Below are 21,779 nucleotides of genomic sequence, written 5' to 3'. Positions count from 1 at the left end.
CTTTAACGATAAAGCATACTTGCCCATTTAGTGAGTCCGGCGGTTACACTACCAAAGTGATCGCCGTTTACCATTTTAATATCACCTAAGTGCTCAACTAATGCAGCTTTTATTAGTGGCGATTGCGCGCTGCCACCGGTAAGGTAAATCACATCAGGAACGGTCCCTGCATCTTTAATCGCTTGTTTTGCTAAACTTACTATTTGCATAATTGAATCATCAACCGCCACAGCTAAATCAGCTCGTGATAGCACTTTATGTAATTGCGGTGCTAAAAACCCTAATTCACAGTCATACTCAGTCACTGAAGAAAGCGCAATTTTTGCCGCCTCCCCTTGCTGTACCAGCTGATGACCTTGCTTATTTTGCTGTAAATCGATCAGTCGTTGAAATAACTCAGGTGCTTGTACTTCACGTAACTGCGTAAGTAATTCTCGGTGATGGCTTTGACTATAAAACTGGCTTTGTAAGTTCACATCGTTAATTTTACATGCTTGCCAAAATGCTTGATTAGGCAATGGTAAACCTGATTTAAACTGACTGCCTAAACCAAGCAATGGCATTAATGCGTGATAGCTTAAAGCAATGTCTAAATCATTACCGCCAACACGTTTACCTGTATGTGCTAAAAAGTCATGATCACGGTCACTACTATCACGAAAGCTAGGTCCCATTTGCACAAATGAGCAGTCACTGGTACCACCACCAATATCAATAACCAATACTTTTTGATCGTTATTTAAGTCACTTTCATAATCAATTCCCGCTGCGAGTGGTTCATATAAAAAAGCCACATCTTTAAAGCCAGCTCGTTTTGCTGCACGCTCTAAAATACCAATTGCTTGTTGGTTTGATTGCTCTCCACCCACGGCTTGGAAATTTACCGGGCGGCCAATAACCGTTTGTGTTAACTCTTTTTGTAGTGATGTTTCAGCACGTTGTTTGATTTTTAAAATCATCGCGGTGGCAATATCTTCAAAGAAGTTGATTTGTCCTTGCTTTAAGCCTATTGCCCCAAAAAACGATTTAGGGGATTTAACAAAATAGCCTTCTTCAGGAAATTGCACATATTCGTTAATTGCTTCACGGCCAATAAAAAGACTTTCATCACCGGGGGCTAGATCTAAGTCAGACTTGATCCGCACCATACTATTGAGCAGGGCTTGGCGCTGGGTTTTAAAATCAGTTTCATAATTTGTACCTGTTAGATGCTGAGCAACAAAATCGACAACTAAAGCACTATGATGTGTGTATAAGGTTGAAGGGAGGTAAAACTTACCTTGCTCTAGGGGCACCAGCTCAACAGTATTTTGAGCATTCATTACACCCATTGCGCAATTAGAACTACCATAATCAAAACCAACTACCATTACTTCACCACAACTAACATCAAAAGGCCGCGCAATTTAGCATACTTACGGCTTTTTTTAAATGTTAATCAGGATCGCGTTGACGTAAAAAACTGGCAAACCGTGGTAAACCGTTTTTAGTAAAACCATGGTATCGGTATGTCACCGTCGCTCCTATTGCGGGTGGATTTTGGCGCTGTGCGTTACTAAAGCCAGTACCAATTGAAAACTCTTTTCCTTGTGGTGTAACTACTTTTAACGCCCCTAGCATGCCAGTAAATTTGCCTTTTCCTGGAAGATGAGCAATGACGACCGCTTCACTATCAAAATAAGGTTTTAACTTTAACAGCGCATCAGAACGGCCACTTTTATGCATTGCCGAGGCTAAATGCAGCATTACACCTTCACCACCTTGCTGAGTTACTTTATCAAAGTACGCAGATAATGCCTGCTCTGTAGTAAATTGATACTGCTGTACTGCTTGGATGTGAGGCTTATTTAATGTTTTTACTAAACGTAGATAATTTTCATAGCGTACTGCAAAGGGATTATGTTGATCTGGCATGTCAAATATCTGATAGGTGACTTTTTGCCAGTCACTATCCAACGGCTGTAAAGTGCGCACAATACCACTGAGGTCTGCAAAATCACCGCGCTTGGTCCACAACTCACCGTCTAACCTCAAATTAGGTAAATCAGCAATAAACCAGCCTGGCGCATGAATGACATTGCCATTACGGGTTATCAACTGTGTTCCTGTCCAAATCGCACGGACCCCATCAAACTTCTCACTAACGAGATAGTTTTCAATGGCAAGCGCTTGGTCTTGTTGGTAAACCTTGGCCAGTTGGGCATCTGCGGTGATCTGTGTATCAGTTGCTGAGCAAGTAAAAGTACTGATCAGCAACCATAATACTGTTAGTCCTTTAAGCATATCGGTCTCCTTGTTTATCACCAAGCAGACTAAACTATAGCTTAGTTTGTACCCATTGCCATAGCTGCTGTAAATTATCCATGCGAGAAACAGCTAAACTTAAATCGTGGCCTAGAGTATGTTTATTCGGTATTGCAACCACAGGTACGTTTGCATTAGTTGCTGCTGTAACGCCGGTGTGTGTATCTTCAACAGCAATTGCTTGCTCTGCTGAAATCCCTAATGTTGTCAGTGCAAGTAAATAAGGGTCTCCCGCCGGTTTTGGATTTTGCACGTCGTCTTTAGTCACTACGCAGTCAAACCATTCATAAAAGCCATAGCCTTTTAAGATAGGTAACGCCTCATGGCGTGAACTACCCGTCACTAATGCCATTTTAAGATCGCTTTGCTTCACTGCCTCTAATACCTCTTCGGCAAAAGGCATTAAAGGAGGTAAATTAGTGGTAACAAATTGCTCGAATGCATCATATTTAGCCTGCGCTAACCACTGCGGTGAAACCGATAAGTTATATTGCTCAACCACTTCAATTGCCGCATCTAAGGTCGGTTGACCTGAAAAACGTTGGCAAAAATCATCTTCTTCATAGCGCACGCCAAACGGTGCTAAAACATCATTCCAACAGTTAAAGTGGACACTTTCTGAATCAACTAAAGTGCCATCCATATCAAATAATACTGCTTTTAATGTCATCCTCATTCCTTTATTTTCAGCAACAAAAAAGGCGCTCATAGCACCTTTTTGGTTTAATACTTATGCTGTTAAACCTGCTGGCGGCTCTGCAAATGCTTCTTCACCCGTTTCAACATCTACCAACTCGTAGCCACGTTCTTTTCTAACAACTTTTAGTACAGGTTTTTCAAATGCTGTTTTTAAACGCTCTGCGTCATCTCGTAACGCATCTAAGGTGTTGCCAAAAGGCGCTGCGCCCGTTTCTGACCAATTCGTTACTTTACCATTTAGGTTATATTCAACCTCATGTATTTGATATTGCGCCGCTTCATCTTTAGTTGCTTCACAAAAAATCACTCGGTAGTTCCAAAATCCAGCCATTGTTCTTCTCTTGTTAAATTTAATTGTCGCTACTTTAGCAGTTATAAATCAGGTTTTACAATACAAAAGCCCGCAACATGTGCGGGCTTTTAATATTAGCAATTATAAAGTCTACTTAGAAAAAGTTAACTTTAAATTCAGCGCCAATAAAGCGAGGCTCATTAACAATTGCAGAGTTATTGCTAAAATCTACACCACCGATGAATACTTGCTCATTGGTTATATTACGTGCAAATGCCGCAACTTCGTATTCGTAGTTATTATCAAACCACTTATAACCCGCGCGTAAGCCACCTTCTAATAATGCTTCACCAGTAAACTCCACTGATTCATATAAAAAGAAATCAATTTCACTACGGTATGACCAATCTGTAAACGCATAAAACTCACCATCGCCAAGCTCTTTAGTATAGCGTAGAGTAAAGTTAGCAATCCACTCCGGCGCATGTGGCAGGCTATTACCGTCTAAACTATAACCTTGGTTTGTTAGCGGATCAGTAATCGTACAAGCAAAACAGCCTTGCGAATATAAATCATCATCTTGCAGCTCAGTATTGTTATAACTGAAGTTAAAAGTTGCATCAAATTCATCAGTCAATACCCATTGAGTATCAACTTCAAAACCGTAGCCAACAGTTTTATCAGCATTCAACAAACGAGCTGAATTTCCCGAGTCACCACCAACAGCTGTTAACTGTTGATCATCCATTTGATAATAGAAAACAGTAGCATTGACACGTCCACGACCGTCAAGCACGTCTGATTTAATACCCGTTTCAATTGAGTTAATTGTTTCAGAATCAGCAACCGTTACATCATCACTAAATAAGATACGACCTTGAACGCTCGGTGCACGAAAACCATTTGCAGCACGAACGAATAAGTTTATATCATCAGAATATTTATACGCAGCAGCTAAATCCCATGATACATGGCTATCTTCTGGTGCAACTGACTTAGTTAAATTAGCAACTGCCGACTCTGGAGATGCGTAACGTGACGCTGTAAAGTCACGTTTATCATCTGAGTAACGTAAACCAGCAGTGATTTCTAACTTCTCAGTTAATTGATATTCACTCGATGCAAATACAGCCCATGCTGTTGTGTCTTGATCTTGGCGAACATAGCCAGTTAAGAAGTTTGCACCTAACCCATCGTAACCGTAAGTCTCAATCACTTGCTCTTCATTATAATAAAAAGCACCAACTTGGTAATTAAAGTCACCAGCAAAATCACTTGCTAAACGTAGCTCTTGTGTATATTGATTGTGATCTGGAAGGGCATCAGCGGTTTCAGACGCTAAGAAAATAAAACCAGGTCCCATTTCTGGTGTTGGGCAACCAGGAACAAAAGTATTCCCACAACCAAAACCACCATCTACATCAGCACGAGAGAAAATTTCTGCACTTTCCCAGCCACTGATCGATGTCAACGTGTAATCAGCAAAACTGTACTCTAGCTTTAAGCTAGCACCTTGGCTATTTACATTCTGTGTAGCAAATTGCACAGTATCTTGATATATCACTTCAGGATCAAAGCCCGGGCGCGGGTTATTTGTGCCTGTTTCAATTGCATTTGCATGAAATACAATTGGCTTACCATTTAAGTCACGAGTGTGGTAATTCAATAATGCACTGAAATCATCTTTCTCATATAAGAATTGGATACGCGCGGCAGTTTCTTGATAACCTCCTGTTACGTCATCAATCTCATTGCCTGCTAAGCGATTATCAATATAATCATCGCGCTCTTGACGTAATAGAGAAACACGTGCTGATAAGTTATCAGTTAAGCCACCACTTACAGCCCCTTCGAAGTCAATTGAATTGAACGAACCATATGATAAGGCTGCATAACCTTCAAAATCTTGACTTGGGCGAGCTGAATCAATTTTAACTAAACCAGCTGGGGTATTACGACCGAATAAGGTGCCTTGTGGTCCACGGAGAACTTCTACGCGGCCCGTGTCAAATATAGGAAAACCTTTTAAAATAGGGCTTTCTTGAACAATTTCATCAACCACTAGGGATACTGGTTGTGATGAATTCAAATCGAAATCTGAATTACCAAGACCACGAACATAAAAACGTGGGAATGAGCGACCAAATGAAGATTCTACAGTTAAGCTTGGAATTTTTGCATTTAAAAAACGAATATCCATGCCGGCAGAACTGGCAGCATCAAGGCTATCACCTTGTAAAGCAGAAGCAGCGACAGGTACTTCCTGTGCGTTTTCTACACGCTTGCGCGCAGTGATTTGAATAACTTCTAATTGCTTGCTTTGCGCAGTTGGAGCTTGTTCATCAGCAGCAAGAGTTGTAAATGAAGTACCTGCTACGGCAGAGAACAACGTTGCATTGATTAGGGTTGCTAACGTAGATCTTTTCATTGCTTTCATGTCGGGGTTTAACCTTTTTAGTGCACTCTTATTCAACGGTTGATGTGTTGCGCCAAATTCACTCGGCGGGCTCGGCCAATTTTTCGCGCCTTAAGTTAAGCTGCGCGGACCTCTTTGTCGAGAGTGCAAAACGAAGTAAAGAGGCTGAACGAACGCTGAAGATTATAGCATTGTGTGACACTTTTGCTGCATTAATATGTACAATAATATAAACTTTTTACAACAAATAACGGCACAATAAGCGAACTTGAGAGATTTTATGCAATTATATTTATTTTATACGGACATTTGTCCTGTCAATAAAGTGGTTGTAAATGTAGCAGGTATCACAAGTGGGAGCCGCTAAGTGACTATAATGATCATTGAGTAAACATAGCATAGCCAAATTTAATTCTGCTATACAATGCTTCTGCAAAGTTAATCGATATATTTTATTGATAAATCATACCTTATGCTAATGTGTATAAACACGACAGAGCTAATCATTAAGGATTAAGATGGATCTAACCACCACACTTTCAAAAAACTGGTCAGTACTGTTAGTACGCGGCCTCATTGCAATTATTTTTGGCGTTATTACTTGGTTTGCACCCAATGCATCTCTGAGTATTATGTTGTTATTTTTTGCGGGCTATTTTTTATTTGATGGCATGCTAAGAACATGGGTTGCTTGGAACTCTAAGCAACACAATCCCTATTGGCGCTGGTTATTGGCCGGTGGGGTGTTATCAATCATCGCAGGACTAGTTACCCTATTTGCACCAAACGTTACCGCGATACTATTACTTTATTATGTCGCTGCGTGGGCCATAGCGATTGGCGCTGTTGAAATTTTAATTGCGCTTAAATTAAGAGCGGAGATATCTAATGAGTGGATATTAATTATTACTGGGGCAATATCAGTATTATTTGGTTTATATTTAATCTTTAATCCTAGCGCAGGGATCCATACTTTACTTTGGTTAGTCGCCACTTACGCCGTACTATTTGGTGCTTTAATTGTATTATTTTCATTAAAGCTAAGAAAGATGGCACAACAGCAATAACTCATCAATAAAAACGAAGTAATTTGCTACTCGTTGCTGCAAATTACTTCTGCAAGACGATACCGGTACCGCTGGATTTATTTCGTTGCTCGTCCCCGCCTTAATGCAATTTCACCATCAATATGTATATCGCGTTGTGGGAAAGAAATAACGACATTATGCTCAGCGAATATTTTATATACACTAAAACGAATATCACTGCGGACTTGGCGCAACATGGTTTCTGATTCAGCACAAACCCAAAAAATAGCATTGAACACTAAAGAGCTTTCAGCAAAATCATCAAATAACACTGAAGATGCCGGCGTCGGGAGTATTGCAGGATGTTCGCTCAACACTTGTTTGATCAGTTTTTCAACTAACAATACATCTGATCCATATGCCACACCAACACTGACAGACGAACGAGCATTGCGGTCAATCAAGGTCCAATTCGTCACTGTGTTTTCGAGTAGTTGACTGTTTGGTATAAGCATGTGCACACCATCGTTGCGACGAATGCGCGTGGAGCGAGTATTAATCGTTTCAACCACCCCTTTGGCGTTGCCCACTTCTAAGAAATCTCCAATACGAATTGGCCGCTCCCACATTAAAATCCAGCCACTAATAAAGTTATTAATGATATTTTGTGCCCCGAATCCTACACCAATAGCTATAGCGCCAGAAACAAAGGCAAATGCTGTTAACGGAATATTTAACACTTCAAGGGAGGTAAATATTAAAATTGCGATACTTAACACTAAATAAATACGGGTAAATAAATGCACCGCATCAGGGTTCATTTTACGTGCGAGAAGAGTTTTTCGTATTAATCGACCAATCCATGTAACCACAAACCACATGGCAAAGAGTATCAAAGGCACTTGAATAACTTTAGCTACAGTAATTTCGATATTGTTATAGCTAAAAATTACATACGATAAATAATGAGAGATTGACTCTAACGTCATACTTTTTCCAAAATTAATAAAACAAATAGCTATTCAGGGTTAAGTAAGTTTAGCACGCCATAATGGCATTTACGGAGAAGTTAAAGTTCAATATGTTTTTTATGAACAAATCATTAACATTTTCTTACAGGTAATGCTATATAAGTACTGTAAGCTTAAATAAAGCACGAGGAACGAATGATGTCACAACTGACCTTAAATCAAAAATTAGCCACGCTACAACCTTTAGTTGATTTGCAACTGTTTGAATCAAGTATTGAATACCGCAATAAAATTTTGTCTGTGCTTGCAGAGCAAGAACATACTCTTAATTGCATTAACAAAGAGTTTGGTCACCAGCAACCGGCAAGTTTTGGTAGCGAAAAAAAGTTTGTTTTAGGTTACAACTAATTTTGCTACTTCGCGCATGCAATATAAACCAAAATTCTCAATTAAGTACCAACCTGTAGTAGCTTTAATACGTCCTACTGTTTAAGGCTACTATTTCTCGATTTGCACTATTTTTACCTAAAAACACGTTTTTTGCGCTCAATCCCCACCTTAAACCGATAAACTTAGTTGTATATACATGAAAATTTGCTAAGTTATGGGTGTTTTATGTCTCGCCTGTTTTTCAAGGCTCACCTATTTTATGGAGTTCTCATGCGTAAGACCCTTATAGCAACTACAATTGCTAGTGCATTATTATTATCTGCTTGTAGTTCGCAAAACGATGCAGATACAAAAGAGCAAACGACTCAAGTACAAACAGCCAATGTAGACAACGTATTAATGAAACCAAGTCCATTACAATATATGGCACCAGAATTTGATAAATTTGGTACCAGTGATTATGAACCGGCATTTGATGCAGGTATTGCGCAGCAAAAAGCGCAAATCACGGCTATCGCTAACAACCCAGCTCCAGCTACATTTAAAAACACCTTAGTTGAATTAGAACTATCTGGCGAATTGCTTGATCGCGTTTCAACCGCTTTCTATAACTTATCTGGTTTGATCTCTAATGATGAGTATCAACGTATTGCAGCAAAAATGGCCCCAGTGTTATCTGCGCATTCTGATGATATTTATCTTAACAAAGCATTATTTTCACGTGTTGAAACCATTAATGGCAATAAAGCGAAGTTAAATGCCGAAGATCAGCGTTTAGTTGAGTTTTACTACACTAAGTTTGTTAACGCTGGTGCAAAATTAGATGAAGCACAAAAAGCCAAAATGCGTGAAATCAACGCAGAGCTTGCCAAGTTATCAACAGCCTTCTCGCAAAACGTATTAAAATCGTTTAAAGAGGACGTGGTATTAGTAACCGATAAAAGCGAACTTGCTGGCCTTTCTGACGCTGAAATAGCAAGCCTTTCCGCTGCCGCTAAAAAAGCAGGTAAAGAAGGCTACATGATCACGTTAGTGAACACCACGCAACAGCCGATTCTCAGCAGCCTAGAAAACCGTAAGTTACGTGAACGTATTTTTAAAGCATCAACGACTCGTGCGCAAAATACCAATGGCCCTATCATTATCAAAGAAACCAATTTGCGCGCTCAAAAAGCAGCACTACTTGGCTACAAAAATTGGGCTTCATATGTAATGACCACACGTATGGCTAAAACCACTGAAAACGTTTATGGCATATTAGATGACTTAGCACCTAAAGCCGTAAATAAAGCAAAAGCTGAAGCTGCTGAAATTCAAAAAGTAATTGATGCATCAGGCGAAAAGTTTACTGTACAACCATGGGACTGGGCATTCTATTCTGAAAAAGTGCGCCAAGCTAAGTACGACCTAGATCCTGCTTTAGTTAAGCCATACTTTGAAATGCAATCAGTGATCCACAACGGTTTATTCTTTGCGATGGAAAAACTATACGGCATTACTTTCAAAGAGCGTAAAGATTTACCACTTTATCACGAAGATGTAATGGCGTTTGAAGTGTTCAACGCCGATGGTAGTTCTATTGGTTTATTCTACATGGACCCTTATGCTCGTGAGGGTAAACGTGGCGGTGCTTGGATGAGTGCATATGTTAGCCAAAGTGGCTTAAAAGGCACAAAACCTGTAATTTATAACGCGCAAAACATTCCTAAACCTGCAGATGGTCAGCCAACACTGATGACTTTTGACGAAGTTACGACTATGTTCCATGAATTTGGTCATGCGGCACACGGTTTGTTCTCAGACGTAAAATACCCAAGCCTTGCAGGCACTGCAACAGCTCGTGACTTTGTTGAATTCCCGTCACAAGCGAACGAAGATTGGAACATCGAACCAACTGTACTTGCTAACTACGCGAAGCATTACAAGACGGGTGAACCAATTCCTAAAGAATTACTCGACAAAGTACTTGAGTCACAAAACTTCAACCAAGGTTTTGGTACCACTGAGTATTTAGCTGCAGCATTACTTGATATGGAATGGCATTCATTTGGTGTTGATAAGAAAATAACTGATGTACAAAAATTTGAGCATGACGCGTTAGAGAAACACGGCATTGCTTACTACCCAGTACCACCGCGTTATAAGTCTTGCTACTTTAGCCACACCTTTGCTGGTGGCTATTCAGCAGGTTACTATGCATACCTTTGGACTGAAGTATTTGCAGCTGATGCCTTTGCGCATATGACAAAGCAAGGCGGCTTAACTCGTGACAACGGTGATAGCTTCCGCAAAGAGATTTTATCAAAAGGTAACAGCCGCGACTTAATGCAAAGCTATATTGAGTTCCGTGGTCAAAAGCCAACTACCGACGCCCTACTTAAGCGCCGTGGTTTAGTTAAGTAAGCCAAACTAATTATAATGGGAGTCCGTAATGGGCTCTCATTTTTTATCGCCATTATTCATCCTAACCTTGTTACCTCCTAACTCAAATCAACACCTTACAGAAGATATATATGCTAATCTAAATAAAAAATTTAGGTTACACAATGCAAAATATACTTTTATTTTCAACTTGCTTACTACTAAGTGCATGTGCTACAGAGCCAACTGAGCACGCCGATATAGTGATCGCTAATGCGACGATCATCGACGTAACAACCGGACAACTCAGCGTTGAACAATCCCTTGCTATTCGCGATGGTGTGATCATAAAGCGCGCTAACAACTCACTAAAAAATAACTACATTACTGAGAATTACATTGATGCTAATGATCAATTTTTAATGCCAGGCCTTTGGGATATGCATGTCCATTTTGGCGGCGGTGAAGCGCTTATAGCCGAAAACAAAGCCCTGTTACCACTTTACCTTGCGTATGGCATTACTACAGTACGTGATGCTGCTGCTGATTTAAGTGAGTCAGTTTTAAGCTGGCGAGAGCAAATTAATAATAACCAATTAGTTGGCCCGACCATTTATACATCAGGGCCCAAACTCGAAGGTAAAGACTCTATTTGGCCTGGCGACTTAGAAGTTGAAACTGTCGAGGAAATGAATGCTGCTATTGATACGCTTGATGCTATGAATGTGGATTTTGTGAAAATCACCGATAGTGCATTAACACCTGAACTTTATTTAAAAGCAGTTAAAGAAGTGAAAAAACGTGGCTACCAAATATCTGGTCATATTCCGTTTTCGCTATCAGTTACAGATGTATCAAATGCAGGGTTAGATGCCATTGAGCATATGACCTACTTGTTAAAAGCCGCAGCAATTAATGAACCTGAAATATCAGCAAAAGTGGCTTCAGGTGAACTGAGTTACCGCAGTGCTTTGCCAATTATTACAGCAAATATTGATAACCAAACAGCTTTAAATAAATACGCCGTGTTAGCTCAAAATAACACGGCCGTAGTACCTACTTTAATTGGTGGTCAAATCACCGCTTATATTGATGAAGATAACCATCAAGATGATGAGTTTTTAAATTATTTAGGTAAAGGTCTTAAAGCCACTTACCAATGGCGTGTAGACAGAGCCAATAAAGATACCCAAGATCAAATCAAACAACGTAAAGAACGCTTTGTTAAAACAGCTCAATTACTACCTTTAGCACAACAGGCTGGCGTATCAATTATTGCTGGGACCGACGCTGGATTTTTAAATTCGTATATTTACCCAGGTTTATCTCTTCATCAAGAGCTGGCTATTTTTAGTGATTATGGCTTAACGCCATTACAAACATTGCAATCAGCAACACTTGCTGGACCACAGTTTTTAGGTAAAACGGCGCAGTTTGGAAAACTTACAGAAGGCAAAACCGCCGATATCATTTTCTTAACTGATAACCCATTAATTGATGTACGTAACACGCAAAAGCTCACTGGGGTTATTTCTCATAGTCGTTATTACAATCAAGCAGCACTTGAACAGCTAAAAGTAGATGCCAAGCAATTCGTTAGTTCACAACAGTAAATTAATCACCGGGCTCAGGTTACTTCACTGAGCCACTCCCTTTAATACTCTTTGTAGTATACACTCGCGCTTTTAGTTTGGAGTAAGCACTATGGGCTACTTATTTGCCGTCACTCTATTATGGGCGTTTTCATTTAGTTTAATTGGCGTATATTTAGCAGGTCAAGTTGATGCTTGGTTTAGTGTATTAATTCGCGTAGCCCTAGCCACACTGCTATTTTTACCGTTTTTAAAACGAACACCTCCCCAACTTGCTTGCAAACTCATGCTGATAGGCGCAGTACAACTCGGTATTATGTATAGCTTTTATTACCACTCATTTTTATTCTTAAGTGTGCCTGAAGTACTGCTATTTACCGTAATGACCCCGCTTTACATCACGTTATTAAACGATGCGTGCAACAAGTATTTTAACCCACAGTTTTTTATAGTCGCTTTTATTGCCGTGCTGGGTGCAATTACTATTCGCTATGAAAACTTAGACAGTAACTTCTTAGTCGGATTATTACTGGTACAAGGCGCTAATATTAGTTTTGCTGTAGGACAAGTAACCTACAAACGCTTAATGCTGGGTAAGCAGCTTGATGATAAAACTGTATTTGGCTGGTTTTTTATTGGTGCACTGATTGTTGCAAGTAGCTGTTATGTCTTATTTGGTAACTCAAACAAATTACCAAGCACCTCAACACAATGGGGCATATTGATTTATTTAGGAGTTGTGGCATCTGGTGTTGGCTATTTTATGTGGAATAAAGGCGCCACACTTGTCAATGTGGGCGCACTGGCGGTGATGAACAACTTGCTTATTCCTGCAGGCATTGTTGTTAATGTACTTATTTGGAATAGAGACGCGGACATACTCAGATTAAGTATTGGCGCGGGGGTTATGCTATTTGCCTTAGTGATAAACCAAATAATGGCTAAAAGAGTAAATTAGTTACCCTGTAGTTAAACTGTCACTAATAATTAGTAAGGTAGCGTCCACTTTGATTTTTAAGGAAAAATAATGAAGCACACACCTTTACTGACTAGTTGTTTATTATTAATTACACTCGCTGGCTGCGATGACGATGTAGAAATAGTCGAAAAAGAAGTGGTTGTTACCAACACTGAGGTTGAAATTGTTAAAGTTCCTACCCCGGTTATTGTTGAAGTCGCGCAAGGTACGAATATTCAACTCGGTGCTCGCCCCGACTACTTAATTGACGATATGGCCACCAGCGCACTAAAAACAAAATTAGAATCGTGCAAAGACGGCCCTTTTTATCGTACTGATTTTTCAATTGGTCACCGCGGTGCACCTATGCAATACCCAGAGCACACTAAAGAATCTTACATTGCAGCAGCTCGTATGGGCGCTGGCATTGTCGAGTGCGATGTGACGTTTACAAATGATAAAGAGCTGGTATGCCGCCATTCACAATGCGATTTACATACCACCACTAATATTTTAGCGATCCCAGAACTTGCCGCTAAATGCAGTGTGCCATTTACGCCAGCGGATCCTAACAGTGGCACACCCGCTGCAGCTAAATGTTGCACCAGCGATATTAGCCTGGCGGAATTTTTAACCCTTGAGGGTAAAATGGATGGCGCGAACACCAATGCCACCAATGTTAACGATTATATGAATGGAACACCGAGTTGGCGCACTGATTTATACGCCACCTCAGGTACACTCATGACTCATAAACAAAGTATTGCGCTATTTAAAGAGCTGGGTGTAAAAATGACCCCAGAGCTGAAATCGCCTCAAGTGAGCATGCCTTTTAATGGTATGACTCAAGCGCAATATGCACAAAAAATGCTGGATGAATACACGCAAATGGACGTACCCGCAAACCATGTTTATCCGCAATCATTTAACCTAGCCGACGTAGAATATTGGATTAGCACTAATCCTGAATTTGCAGCGCAAAGTGTGTATTTGGATGGTCGCGACAGCAATGCAGGGTTTGATCCTAATAACGCAGCAACATGGCAGCCAAGCATGGCAGAGCTAGCTACTGATGGCGTTAAAATTATAGCGCCCCCTATTTGGATGCTGCTAACCATAGATAACGACAGTAATATTGTACCCTCACAGTACGCTATAGATGCTAAGGCCGCAGGGCTTAATATTATTGCATGGAGCCTTGAACGCTCTGGCCCTCTAAATGAAGGCGGTGGTTATTATTATCAATCTATTAGTGATGTTATAGATAACGATGGCGACATGTTCACTGTGGTTGATGTTTTAGCACAAGAAGTGGGGGTCATGGGGATATTTTCCGATTGGCCAGCAACCGTAAGTTACTATGCTAGCTGCAATAAAATGCCTGCAAGTATTTAAACTTTAAGGCGTGTTTATTTTATCGCGCTCAGTTACCATATATTTTATATTATTTAACTGAGCGCTTTTATGATCATCCAACACCACCATGCAGACTTGCCTACCCCAACAGGTTTAATGCGCACCACGGTTTACCGCCCCGAAATGTCAGGGCAATTTCCCGCGATTATTTTTTATTCTGAAATATTTCAGCAAACCGCGCCTATTGCTCGCAGCGCTGCACTTTTAGCAAGCCATGGTTTTGTAGTACTTGTGCCAGAAGTGTTTCATGAGCTAAACCCTATCGGGACAGTGCTTGCCTATGATGATGCGGGTAAAGATAAAGGCAATAACGATAAATGGGCAAAACCGCTTGAATCCCACGACAGCGATACCCAAGCGTTAATCGACTTTGTACAAACACAAGACTATTGCACCGGCTCTGTAGGTACTATGGGTGTCTGTATTGGCGGTCACTTAGCTTATAGAGCCGCATTAAACCCACACATAAAAGCCGCATTTTGCTTATATGCCACCGACATTCATAGCGATACACTCCCCGCACAAGCCGGTAATAACTCGTTTGAACGCATGGCTGATATACAAGGTGAGATTCACTTTATTTGGGGAAAGCAAGACCCCCATGTGCCACAACAAGGTCGCGACAAAATTTATCAACAAGCTGTTAGTACGGGTATTAATTACCAATGGCAAGAAGTTAACGCCCAACATGCCTTTATGCGTGATGAGGGGGAGCGATACGACGGCGCACTAGCAATCACCATGTACCAGCAAGCCGTTGCATTATTTAACCGTACTTTGTAAGCCATAAATTAGACATTTTTAAGCATACCCAATGCGGTATGCCTTTTTATAAAATAATCTTTTAAATAATCGATAAATAAGCGCAACTTCTTAGAATCGGCGCCGCCGGGTGGAAATACGCCGTAAAGTTCTATATCTTTACTTTTATAGTCATCGAGTACAATTTCCAATAGCCCAGCTTGAACTTTTGGCCATGCATCGTAAAGTGGAATACGCCCGATACCATGGCCTGCTTCAACAAAAGCAGTTCGCGCCGCAGCGTTATTAGTCCTTAAACCACCTTGCATAGTTAAGTTATGCTTTTTACCATCTTTTTGTAGCGTTAATGTTTTACTGCCGAGCTGATACACCACCCATTTATGTTCGCTTAATTGCGCTGGAGTTTTAGGTTTACCGTAATGGGCAAAATAATCTGGCGAGCCACAAATACAGGTACTCATCGTAGTGAGTTTAGTCGCTTGTAAATTGGAGTCACTAAGCGCCACACCGCGAATCGCAAAATCAAAGCCATTTTTAATAATATCAATCACTTCATCACTTAACTGTAAATCAATATCGATTTTGGGATACTGACGTTTAAAATCATTGATTGCAGGCACAACCAACTGCATACCGACATTCACCGGGCAGCTAATTTTAAGTAAGCCTTGTGGTTCGCTTTTTATATTTTCTATTTGCTGTTTAGCCGCATTAGCTTGCTCAGTAATAATTCTGCAGCGCTCATAATAAGCAATCCCCGCTTCGGTCAGTGCCATAGTTCGCGTTGAACGATTAAGCAGCGTCACTTCCAGTTGGGTTTCTAATTTTTTTAAGTGATAACTTGCCACTGCACGAGTAAACCCCAATTGTTTGGCGGCCGCCGTTAAACTGCCCTGCTCTACAATTTGTGCAAATACCACCATACTTTTGAGTTGCTCAAACGATACCTTCATAAGATCTCCTATACTGACTTACTTTATTGTATCAACTATTAAACCAATAAAGTTGAATTTATCATCGTTGTTTAAAGTGACCTTAGTGCTTATAGTAGTTAGTAAGATAAATTAAAAATTTAAATCATCAGAAGGAATATGGTTATGGCTAAAAAAATACTTATGGTTCTTACCTCTCATGCAGAGCTTGGCAATACCGGTCATAAAACGGGCTTTTGGGTTGAAGAATTTGCGGCTCCTTATTATGCATTTATTGATGCCGGTGCTGAGGTTACACTCGCATCAGTAAAAGGCGGGCAACCACCGATTGATCCAAATAGCGCCGCACCTGATGCCGCAACAGATGCTACAAAACGTTTTGATAACGACAGTGCAGCACAAACATTGATGGCCAATACAAAAGCGCTTGGTGATGTAAATGCCAGCGACTTTGACGCCGTATTTTACCCAGGCGGTCATGGCCCATTATGGGACTTAGTTGACAATACAGACTCAATTTCATTGATTGAAGACTTTATCAAAACAGAAAAACCTGTTGCAGCTGTTTGCCACGCAAGTGCCGTGTTTTTAAATGCTAAAAATTCAGATGGCAGTGCATTGGTTGCAGGTAAGAAAGTAACTGGCTTTAGCAACAGTGAAGAAGCCGCAGTGCAACTTACTGACATTGTTCCATTGTTGGTAGAAGATGAGCTAATCAAAAAAGGCGGTGATTACCAAAAAACGGATGATTGGGGTGTGCTCGCATTAGTCGATGGCTTATTGATCACCGGTCAAAATCCTGCCAGCTCTGAGCTTGCAGCGCAAAAACTGCTGACCCAATTAGGCTAATTCTTTAATATTGTAACTAAAGCCTTGCTTAACCCAGCAAGGCTTTTCAATTAAGCATCAGGATAGGTATACTCAGTCAAACATATTTAAAAATTAAGTGATGTATGGCAAACCCAAAAAGCTCTTTGAGCATTCCCCCTCTAGTCAGTAAACGCTTTACGCTTATTGGTATTATTTTATTGTGTGTTTTACTGCAAATTATTAATAGCTTACCAGGCGTTAACTTAAATGGATTAGGTATTTACCCTCGCAGTCTAAGTGGCTTAACGGGTATTTTTTTCGCGCCTTTTTTACATGGCGGCTGGGCACATTTGCTTAGTAACTTAATCCCATTTGCAGTGCTTGGCTGGCTAGTCTGCCAATATAGCGTCAAACGGTTTTGGGCTGTATTTATCTTTACTGCTGTGGTTGGAGGATTACTGGTTTGGCTATTTGGTCGCGCTAATATTCACGTTGGCCTGAGCGGTGTACTTTATGGCTTGTGGGGCTTTTTAATTTGCTACGGCATTATGCATCGGTCATTTAAGGCCATTGCTATTAGTGTCGCGGTGGTATTTTTATATAGTGGTTTAATTTGGGGTGTTTTGCCACAGCGTCCCCATGTGTCATTTGAAAGCCACCTGTTTGGCGCACTCGCTGGTATTCTTATTGGCTATTATTTAGCAAAACAAGATAAGAAAAGCGCAAGTTACAAGCTTTAAAGTTAGCAAGGTTAAAGATAAAATATTAACCGTCATTATCTCGGATTAAATAAATTTGCGCTTTCTCAATTTCGGTTAGCGCTTTATATCCTAGAGGATAAGGCCAACCATAACCCCATCTAAATGTTGTTGGAGAATATGGACTACCGCCAACACGCACACCGCGAGCATGAGTTGTGCTATTTACACCTCGCTTACTTCAGCTACACATTCACGAAGTCCATTATCAACAATATGCCTTTGCTCATATGTACCATCTTGGCAATAACTATAATCGTGGGCGGTACAGCAAAATAACCATAATTATTGCTGAACAGGTAACAAACTTCGAGTAAATTAGGGGCGCTCAATCGATATGGAACCAACTTTAGCTGCAGGTTTGTTTTATCCCGAGTCTGAATGAAACCGCAATCTTGTATTAGTGATTTCAGCATTTTGCTAGCTATTAATCAGATATCGATACTGCTAAATTATTATACTTTGTCAATAATGTTGAGCCTTTTTAATGATTAAGCTACTTAAATTTACTTAATAACTAACTACACTCGGTTATAGAACCTATAATTAAAGCAATACCTTAACAAGAAACTATTTCTTCGTGTATAACTCTCAAAGTATGATTATGAATCGAAGCTGCTATTTTCCTAGTGTAAACGATGGCTCAACAGGTAAATAACTACAATCAATAGTAGCTATTAGCTGATTATTACTCTTTTTAAGAATTATTTAGCCATAAAACATAGTAGATCGGAGTCCTATTTTTGACAAAGATAATTAAACACCTGAGCATAGTTTTGTTAGCACTCATATTTGCAATGTCATTTGCTTTTGCTAACTCGCCATCAGTTCATTTTGAACGTCTATCTATCAAAGATGGCTTACCTCAAAGCAGCGCGAAAGCGGTGTTACAAGATCGTAAAGGGTTTTTATGGGTTGGTACTGAAGAGGGTTTGGCCCGTTATGATGGTTATGAGTTTAAAGTTTTCAAAAATAGTTTAGATAATCTCCACTCACTCTCAAATAATTATGTAACTGTTCTTTTTGAAGATCAACAGAGCGATCTTTGGATCGGCACCAGAGGTGGTGGCCTAAATCGCTTTAGCTCTACAACTGAACAATTTACGCATTATCGCCATCAAGCAACAAATCTAAACAGTTTAAGTAATGATACCGTGCATGCTGTTACGCAAGATAAACAGGGAAATATTTGGGTGGGGACAGACGGTGGAGGCCTTAACCGTTTTAATCCTGTCACCGAACAATTTACTCATTATCGTCATCAGCAAGCAAACTCTGCAAGCTTAAGTGATGATGCTGTTAGTGTTATTACTGAAGATCAACAAGGAAACCTATGGGTAGGCACGTGGAGTGGCGGCTTAAATCGTTTTAATCCTATCACTGAACAATTTACTCATTACAAACACCAAGCAACAAACCCTAATAGTATAAGTAATAATGCTGTCAGTGCCATTCTTGAAGATAAACAAGGTAACCTATGGGTAGGAACAAAGGGTGGCGGCCTTAATTATTTTAATATCACTTACGATAAATTTACTCGCTATATCCATAATGCAACTGTGCCCAAGAGTCTGAGCCATAATGAAATAGCAGCCATTACCGCAGATCAAGAAGGTAACCTTTGGTTAGGAACTTTAGGTGGTGGACTCAATTATCTCAACTTAAAAACCCAAAAATTTACCCACTATCGCAATCAGACAACAAACCTAAATAGTTTAAGTAATGACAATATTCGAGCCATCACTTATGACCAACAGGGTAATCTTTGGATAGGAACCGATGGCGGCGGACTTAATCGCTTAAACTCACTTACTAAACAATTTGCTCACTACCATCATCAAGCTAATAAACCCAACAGTTTAAGTAATAATATAATACGCGCTATTACCGAAGACAGTCGAGGCATACTGTGGGTAGGAACTTGGGGAGGCGGTTTGAATCGCTTTGATTCCGTCACCGAGCAGTTCTCTCATTACCGTTATAATGACGATGATCCCAACAGTTTGAGCGACGATAAAGTCTATGCCATCACTGAAGATCGCCAAAATAATCTTTGGATAGGCACTGATGGTAATGCCCTTAATCGTTTTAATCCAATGACAGGGGAATTTACTAACTATCGTCATGATCCTAGCAATGCTAACAGCCTAAGTGATAATGCGGTTAGTGCCATTACTGAAGACCAGCATGGCGATCTTTGGTTTGCCACGTGGAAAGGTCTTAATCGCTTTAATCCAATTACGGAGCAATTTACTCATTATCGCTATCAAGCAGATAACCCTAATAGTATAAGTAATGACAGTATTCGGGTGATCACTGAAGATCAACAAGGTGATCTTTTGCTAGGGACTTGGAAGGGCCTTAATGTTTTTAATCCAAACACCGAAAAATTTATTAATTACAAACATCAGCCAACAGATCCTAGCAGCTTAAGTAATGACACTGTCTACGCGATTACCGAAGATCGAAAGGGAAATATTTGGATAGGTACCGCCAGTGGCCTTAACTTATTCAACAAAACTACCGGTAAATTCACTCGTTTTCTGAAAAAAGATGGCCTACCTAATAACGTTATTTATAGGATTGAAGAAGACAATAAAGGCAGTCTTTGGCTGAGCACAAATCTTGGTTTATCTAACTTTGATTTTAATACAAAAACATTTAAAAATTACAATATGGATGATGGATTACAAAGTAACGAGTTTAATGCTGATGCATCATTTAAAAATAAACGCGGTGAATTATTTTTTGGCGGGATCAATGGTTTTAATCGTTTTTTCCCCGATAAAATAATCAGTGATACCCAACAACCAAAGGTTGTTATTACCGATATGTTACTATCTAACCAATCCGTACCTATCAGCAATGTAGTACCATTAGATAAAAAATCAGACATAATTAAAAACACGCCTAATAGTAGCTATTCTTTAGAAAAACCAATTCACTCCACTTCTGCAATCACCTTAACTCATCAACAAAACCTTGTAACATTTGAATTTAGTACACTGCATTTTTCCAATCCCAAAAAGAATCAATATGCCTATAAAATGGAAGGTTTTAATGAAAAGTGGATCACAACTACTTATAAAAACCGCCGCGCAACATATACCAATTTACCAACCGGCAATTATATTTTACGCGTTAAAGCCAGCAATCCATATGGCATTTGGAACGAAAAAGGAGTAGCCCTTAAAGTCACTGTATTACCACCGCCATGGCTATCATGGTGGGCATACTCATTTTATTGCACGTTACTCCTGTTCATTATTTGGCTATTTGTGCGCGCACAACGCAAAAAAGTCATATTTATAAAGAAGCTAAATGAGCAATTAGAAATTAAAGTGGCTGAACGGACACTAGGTTTACAAAAAGCGAATGAAGAACTAGCTAAAATTACTGTAACCGACGAACTCACAGGGTTAAATAACAGACGATTTGTCGCTAATAATTTGCAAACAGACATTGACTTAGTGCTACGAAAATATCGCACTCATGATCAAAATAATGATATTGAAAATCATAGTGAATCAGACTTAATCTTTTTTATAATCGACCTAGATCACTTTAAACAAATAAATGATCTTTATGGTCATGCCGCAGGTGATAGCGTATTAATGCAAATTAAACCTATTTTAAAACACGTTTTTAGAAATACCGACTATCTTGTGAGGTGGGGAGGTGAAGAGTTTTTAGTAGTTGCCCGCTTTACCGACCGAAAAAATGCACCGCTACTTGCGGAAAGATTAAGAGCATCGTTTGAAATGCATAATTTTGTCATAGATGACGGAACTATTATCAAAAAAACATGCTCAATTGGCTATGCTAGTTTTCCTTTTTCAATAAATAATCCCGAAAGTTTAAATTGGGAACGAGTTGTAGATATTGCCGATCACTGTTTGTATGCAGCGAAAGAATCAACAAGAAATGCTTGGGTAGGACTAAGCGACATTGATTGTTACGATGATAATTTATTTGTAGCCATCACTGAAAAAACGCAGCAATTGATCAACCTCGAGCAAATAAAAGTAGAGTCTTCAATTCTTAAACCGGATAAAATAAAGTGGCATTAATACACTTTTGTTTACTCCAT

General features: G+C 39.8%; 17 protein-coding genes. 10 read left to right on the top strand and 7 right to left on the bottom strand.

The genetic code is table 11. The features are described 5' to 3' along the window. Window positions 1–2: 2 nt before the first annotated feature. The 5 genes from yegD to H5186_RS02310 all read right to left on the bottom strand — a co-directional run bounded on the left by yegD (window position 3) and on the right by H5186_RS02310 (window position 5,732). A complete protein-coding gene (gene yegD, locus H5186_RS02330) occupies window positions 3–1,370 on the bottom strand; it encodes a molecular chaperone (protein ID WP_182739379.1) in 1,368 nt (455 codons plus the stop codon). Between the two features lie 64 nt (window positions 1,371–1,434). After that, complete coding sequence (locus H5186_RS02325; protein WP_145237368.1) at window positions 1,435–2,283, bottom strand: DNA ligase; 849 nt, start codon at window positions 2,281–2,283, stop codon at window positions 1,435–1,437. 34 nt (window positions 2,284–2,317) lie between these two features. Then, window positions 2,318–2,974, bottom strand: coding sequence for an HAD family phosphatase (locus tag H5186_RS02320; RefSeq protein WP_145237371.1), 657 nt, complete (start codon window positions 2,972–2,974; stop codon window positions 2,318–2,320). 60 nt (window positions 2,975–3,034) lie between these two features. Further along, a complete protein-coding gene (locus H5186_RS02315; RefSeq protein WP_145237374.1) occupies window positions 3,035–3,334 on the bottom strand; it encodes a hypothetical protein in 300 nt (99 codons plus the stop codon). A gap of 115 nt (window positions 3,335–3,449) precedes the next feature. Continuing rightward, complete coding sequence (locus H5186_RS02310; RefSeq protein WP_145237377.1) at window positions 3,450–5,732, bottom strand: TonB-dependent receptor; 2,283 nt, start codon at window positions 5,730–5,732, stop codon at window positions 3,450–3,452. 497 nt (window positions 5,733–6,229) lie between these two features. On the opposite strand from H5186_RS02310, the gene H5186_RS02305 reads away from it, so the two are divergent. Next, on the top strand, window positions 6,230–6,778 hold the full coding sequence (locus H5186_RS02305) for an HdeD family acid-resistance protein (RefSeq protein WP_182717055.1): 549 nt from the start codon (window positions 6,230–6,232) through the stop codon (window positions 6,776–6,778). Between the two features lie 77 nt (window positions 6,779–6,855). Here the strand turns inward: H5186_RS02305 and H5186_RS02300 are convergent, their stop codons facing one another. Further along, window positions 6,856–7,728 carry a mechanosensitive ion channel family protein gene (locus H5186_RS02300; protein ID WP_145237382.1) on the bottom strand — a complete coding sequence of 291 codons (873 nt, stop codon included), beginning with the start codon at window positions 7,726–7,728 and terminating at the stop codon, window positions 6,856–6,858. 180 nt (window positions 7,729–7,908) lie between these two features. Here H5186_RS02300 and H5186_RS02295 point away from each other — a divergent pair, with 180 nt between their 5' ends. From H5186_RS02295 to H5186_RS02270, 6 genes are all read left to right on the top strand, one after another. Next, window positions 7,909–8,118 carry a hypothetical protein gene (locus tag H5186_RS02295; protein ID WP_145237750.1) on the top strand — a complete coding sequence of 70 codons (210 nt, stop codon included), beginning with the start codon at window positions 7,909–7,911 and terminating at the stop codon, window positions 8,116–8,118. A 252-nt stretch (window positions 8,119–8,370) separates the two neighbouring features. Further along, window positions 8,371–10,503: a M3 family metallopeptidase gene (locus tag H5186_RS02290; protein WP_182794073.1), complete on the top strand. Its 2,133-nt coding sequence runs from the start codon at window positions 8,371–8,373 to the stop codon at window positions 10,501–10,503. A 143-nt stretch (window positions 10,504–10,646) separates the two neighbouring features. Beyond that, window positions 10,647–12,074 carry an amidohydrolase family protein gene (locus H5186_RS02285; RefSeq protein WP_182794072.1) on the top strand — a complete coding sequence of 476 codons (1,428 nt, stop codon included), beginning with the start codon at window positions 10,647–10,649 and terminating at the stop codon, window positions 12,072–12,074. Between the two features lie 91 nt (window positions 12,075–12,165). Next, a complete protein-coding gene (locus tag H5186_RS02280) occupies window positions 12,166–13,011 on the top strand; it encodes a carboxylate/amino acid/amine transporter (RefSeq protein WP_182717051.1) in 846 nt (281 codons plus the stop codon). Window positions 13,012–13,080: 69 nt separating this feature from the next. Continuing rightward, window positions 13,081–14,406, top strand: a complete 1,326-nt coding sequence (locus H5186_RS02275) for a glycerophosphodiester phosphodiesterase family protein (protein ID WP_182783852.1) — start codon at window positions 13,081–13,083, stop codon at window positions 14,404–14,406. Window positions 14,407–14,475: 69 nt separating this feature from the next. Continuing rightward, on the top strand, window positions 14,476–15,210 hold the full coding sequence (locus H5186_RS02270; RefSeq protein WP_149980843.1) for a dienelactone hydrolase family protein: 735 nt from the start codon (window positions 14,476–14,478) through the stop codon (window positions 15,208–15,210). A gap of 8 nt (window positions 15,211–15,218) precedes the next feature. On the opposite strand, the gene H5186_RS02265 is transcribed toward H5186_RS02270, so the two are convergent. Then, complete coding sequence (locus H5186_RS02265) at window positions 15,219–16,142, bottom strand: LysR family transcriptional regulator (RefSeq protein ID WP_182767470.1); 924 nt, start codon at window positions 16,140–16,142, stop codon at window positions 15,219–15,221. A gap of 144 nt (window positions 16,143–16,286) precedes the next feature. Here H5186_RS02265 and H5186_RS02260 point away from each other — a divergent pair, with 144 nt between their 5' ends. The 3 genes from H5186_RS02260 (at window position 16,287) to H5186_RS02250 (ending at window position 21,759) form a co-directional block, all read left to right on the top strand. Then, complete coding sequence (locus tag H5186_RS02260) at window positions 16,287–16,970, top strand: type 1 glutamine amidotransferase domain-containing protein (RefSeq protein ID WP_149980845.1); 684 nt, start codon at window positions 16,287–16,289, stop codon at window positions 16,968–16,970. 104 nt (window positions 16,971–17,074) lie between these two features. Beyond that, window positions 17,075–17,671 carry a rhomboid family intramembrane serine protease gene (locus tag H5186_RS02255; protein ID WP_145237407.1) on the top strand — a complete coding sequence of 199 codons (597 nt, stop codon included), beginning with the start codon at window positions 17,075–17,077 and terminating at the stop codon, window positions 17,669–17,671. 794 nt (window positions 17,672–18,465) lie between these two features. Next, window positions 18,466–21,759, top strand: coding sequence for a two-component regulator propeller domain-containing protein (locus H5186_RS02250; protein ID WP_259400274.1), 3,294 nt, complete (start codon window positions 18,466–18,468; stop codon window positions 21,757–21,759). The last annotated feature ends 20 nt before the right edge of the window (window positions 21,760–21,779 follow it).

Source organism: Pseudoalteromonas sp. SG41-2, assembly GCF_014164535.1.
Lineage (GTDB): Bacteria > Pseudomonadota > Gammaproteobacteria > Enterobacterales > Alteromonadaceae > Pseudoalteromonas > Pseudoalteromonas rhizosphaerae.
This window is presented reverse-complemented; position numbering and strand designations above follow the sequence as displayed.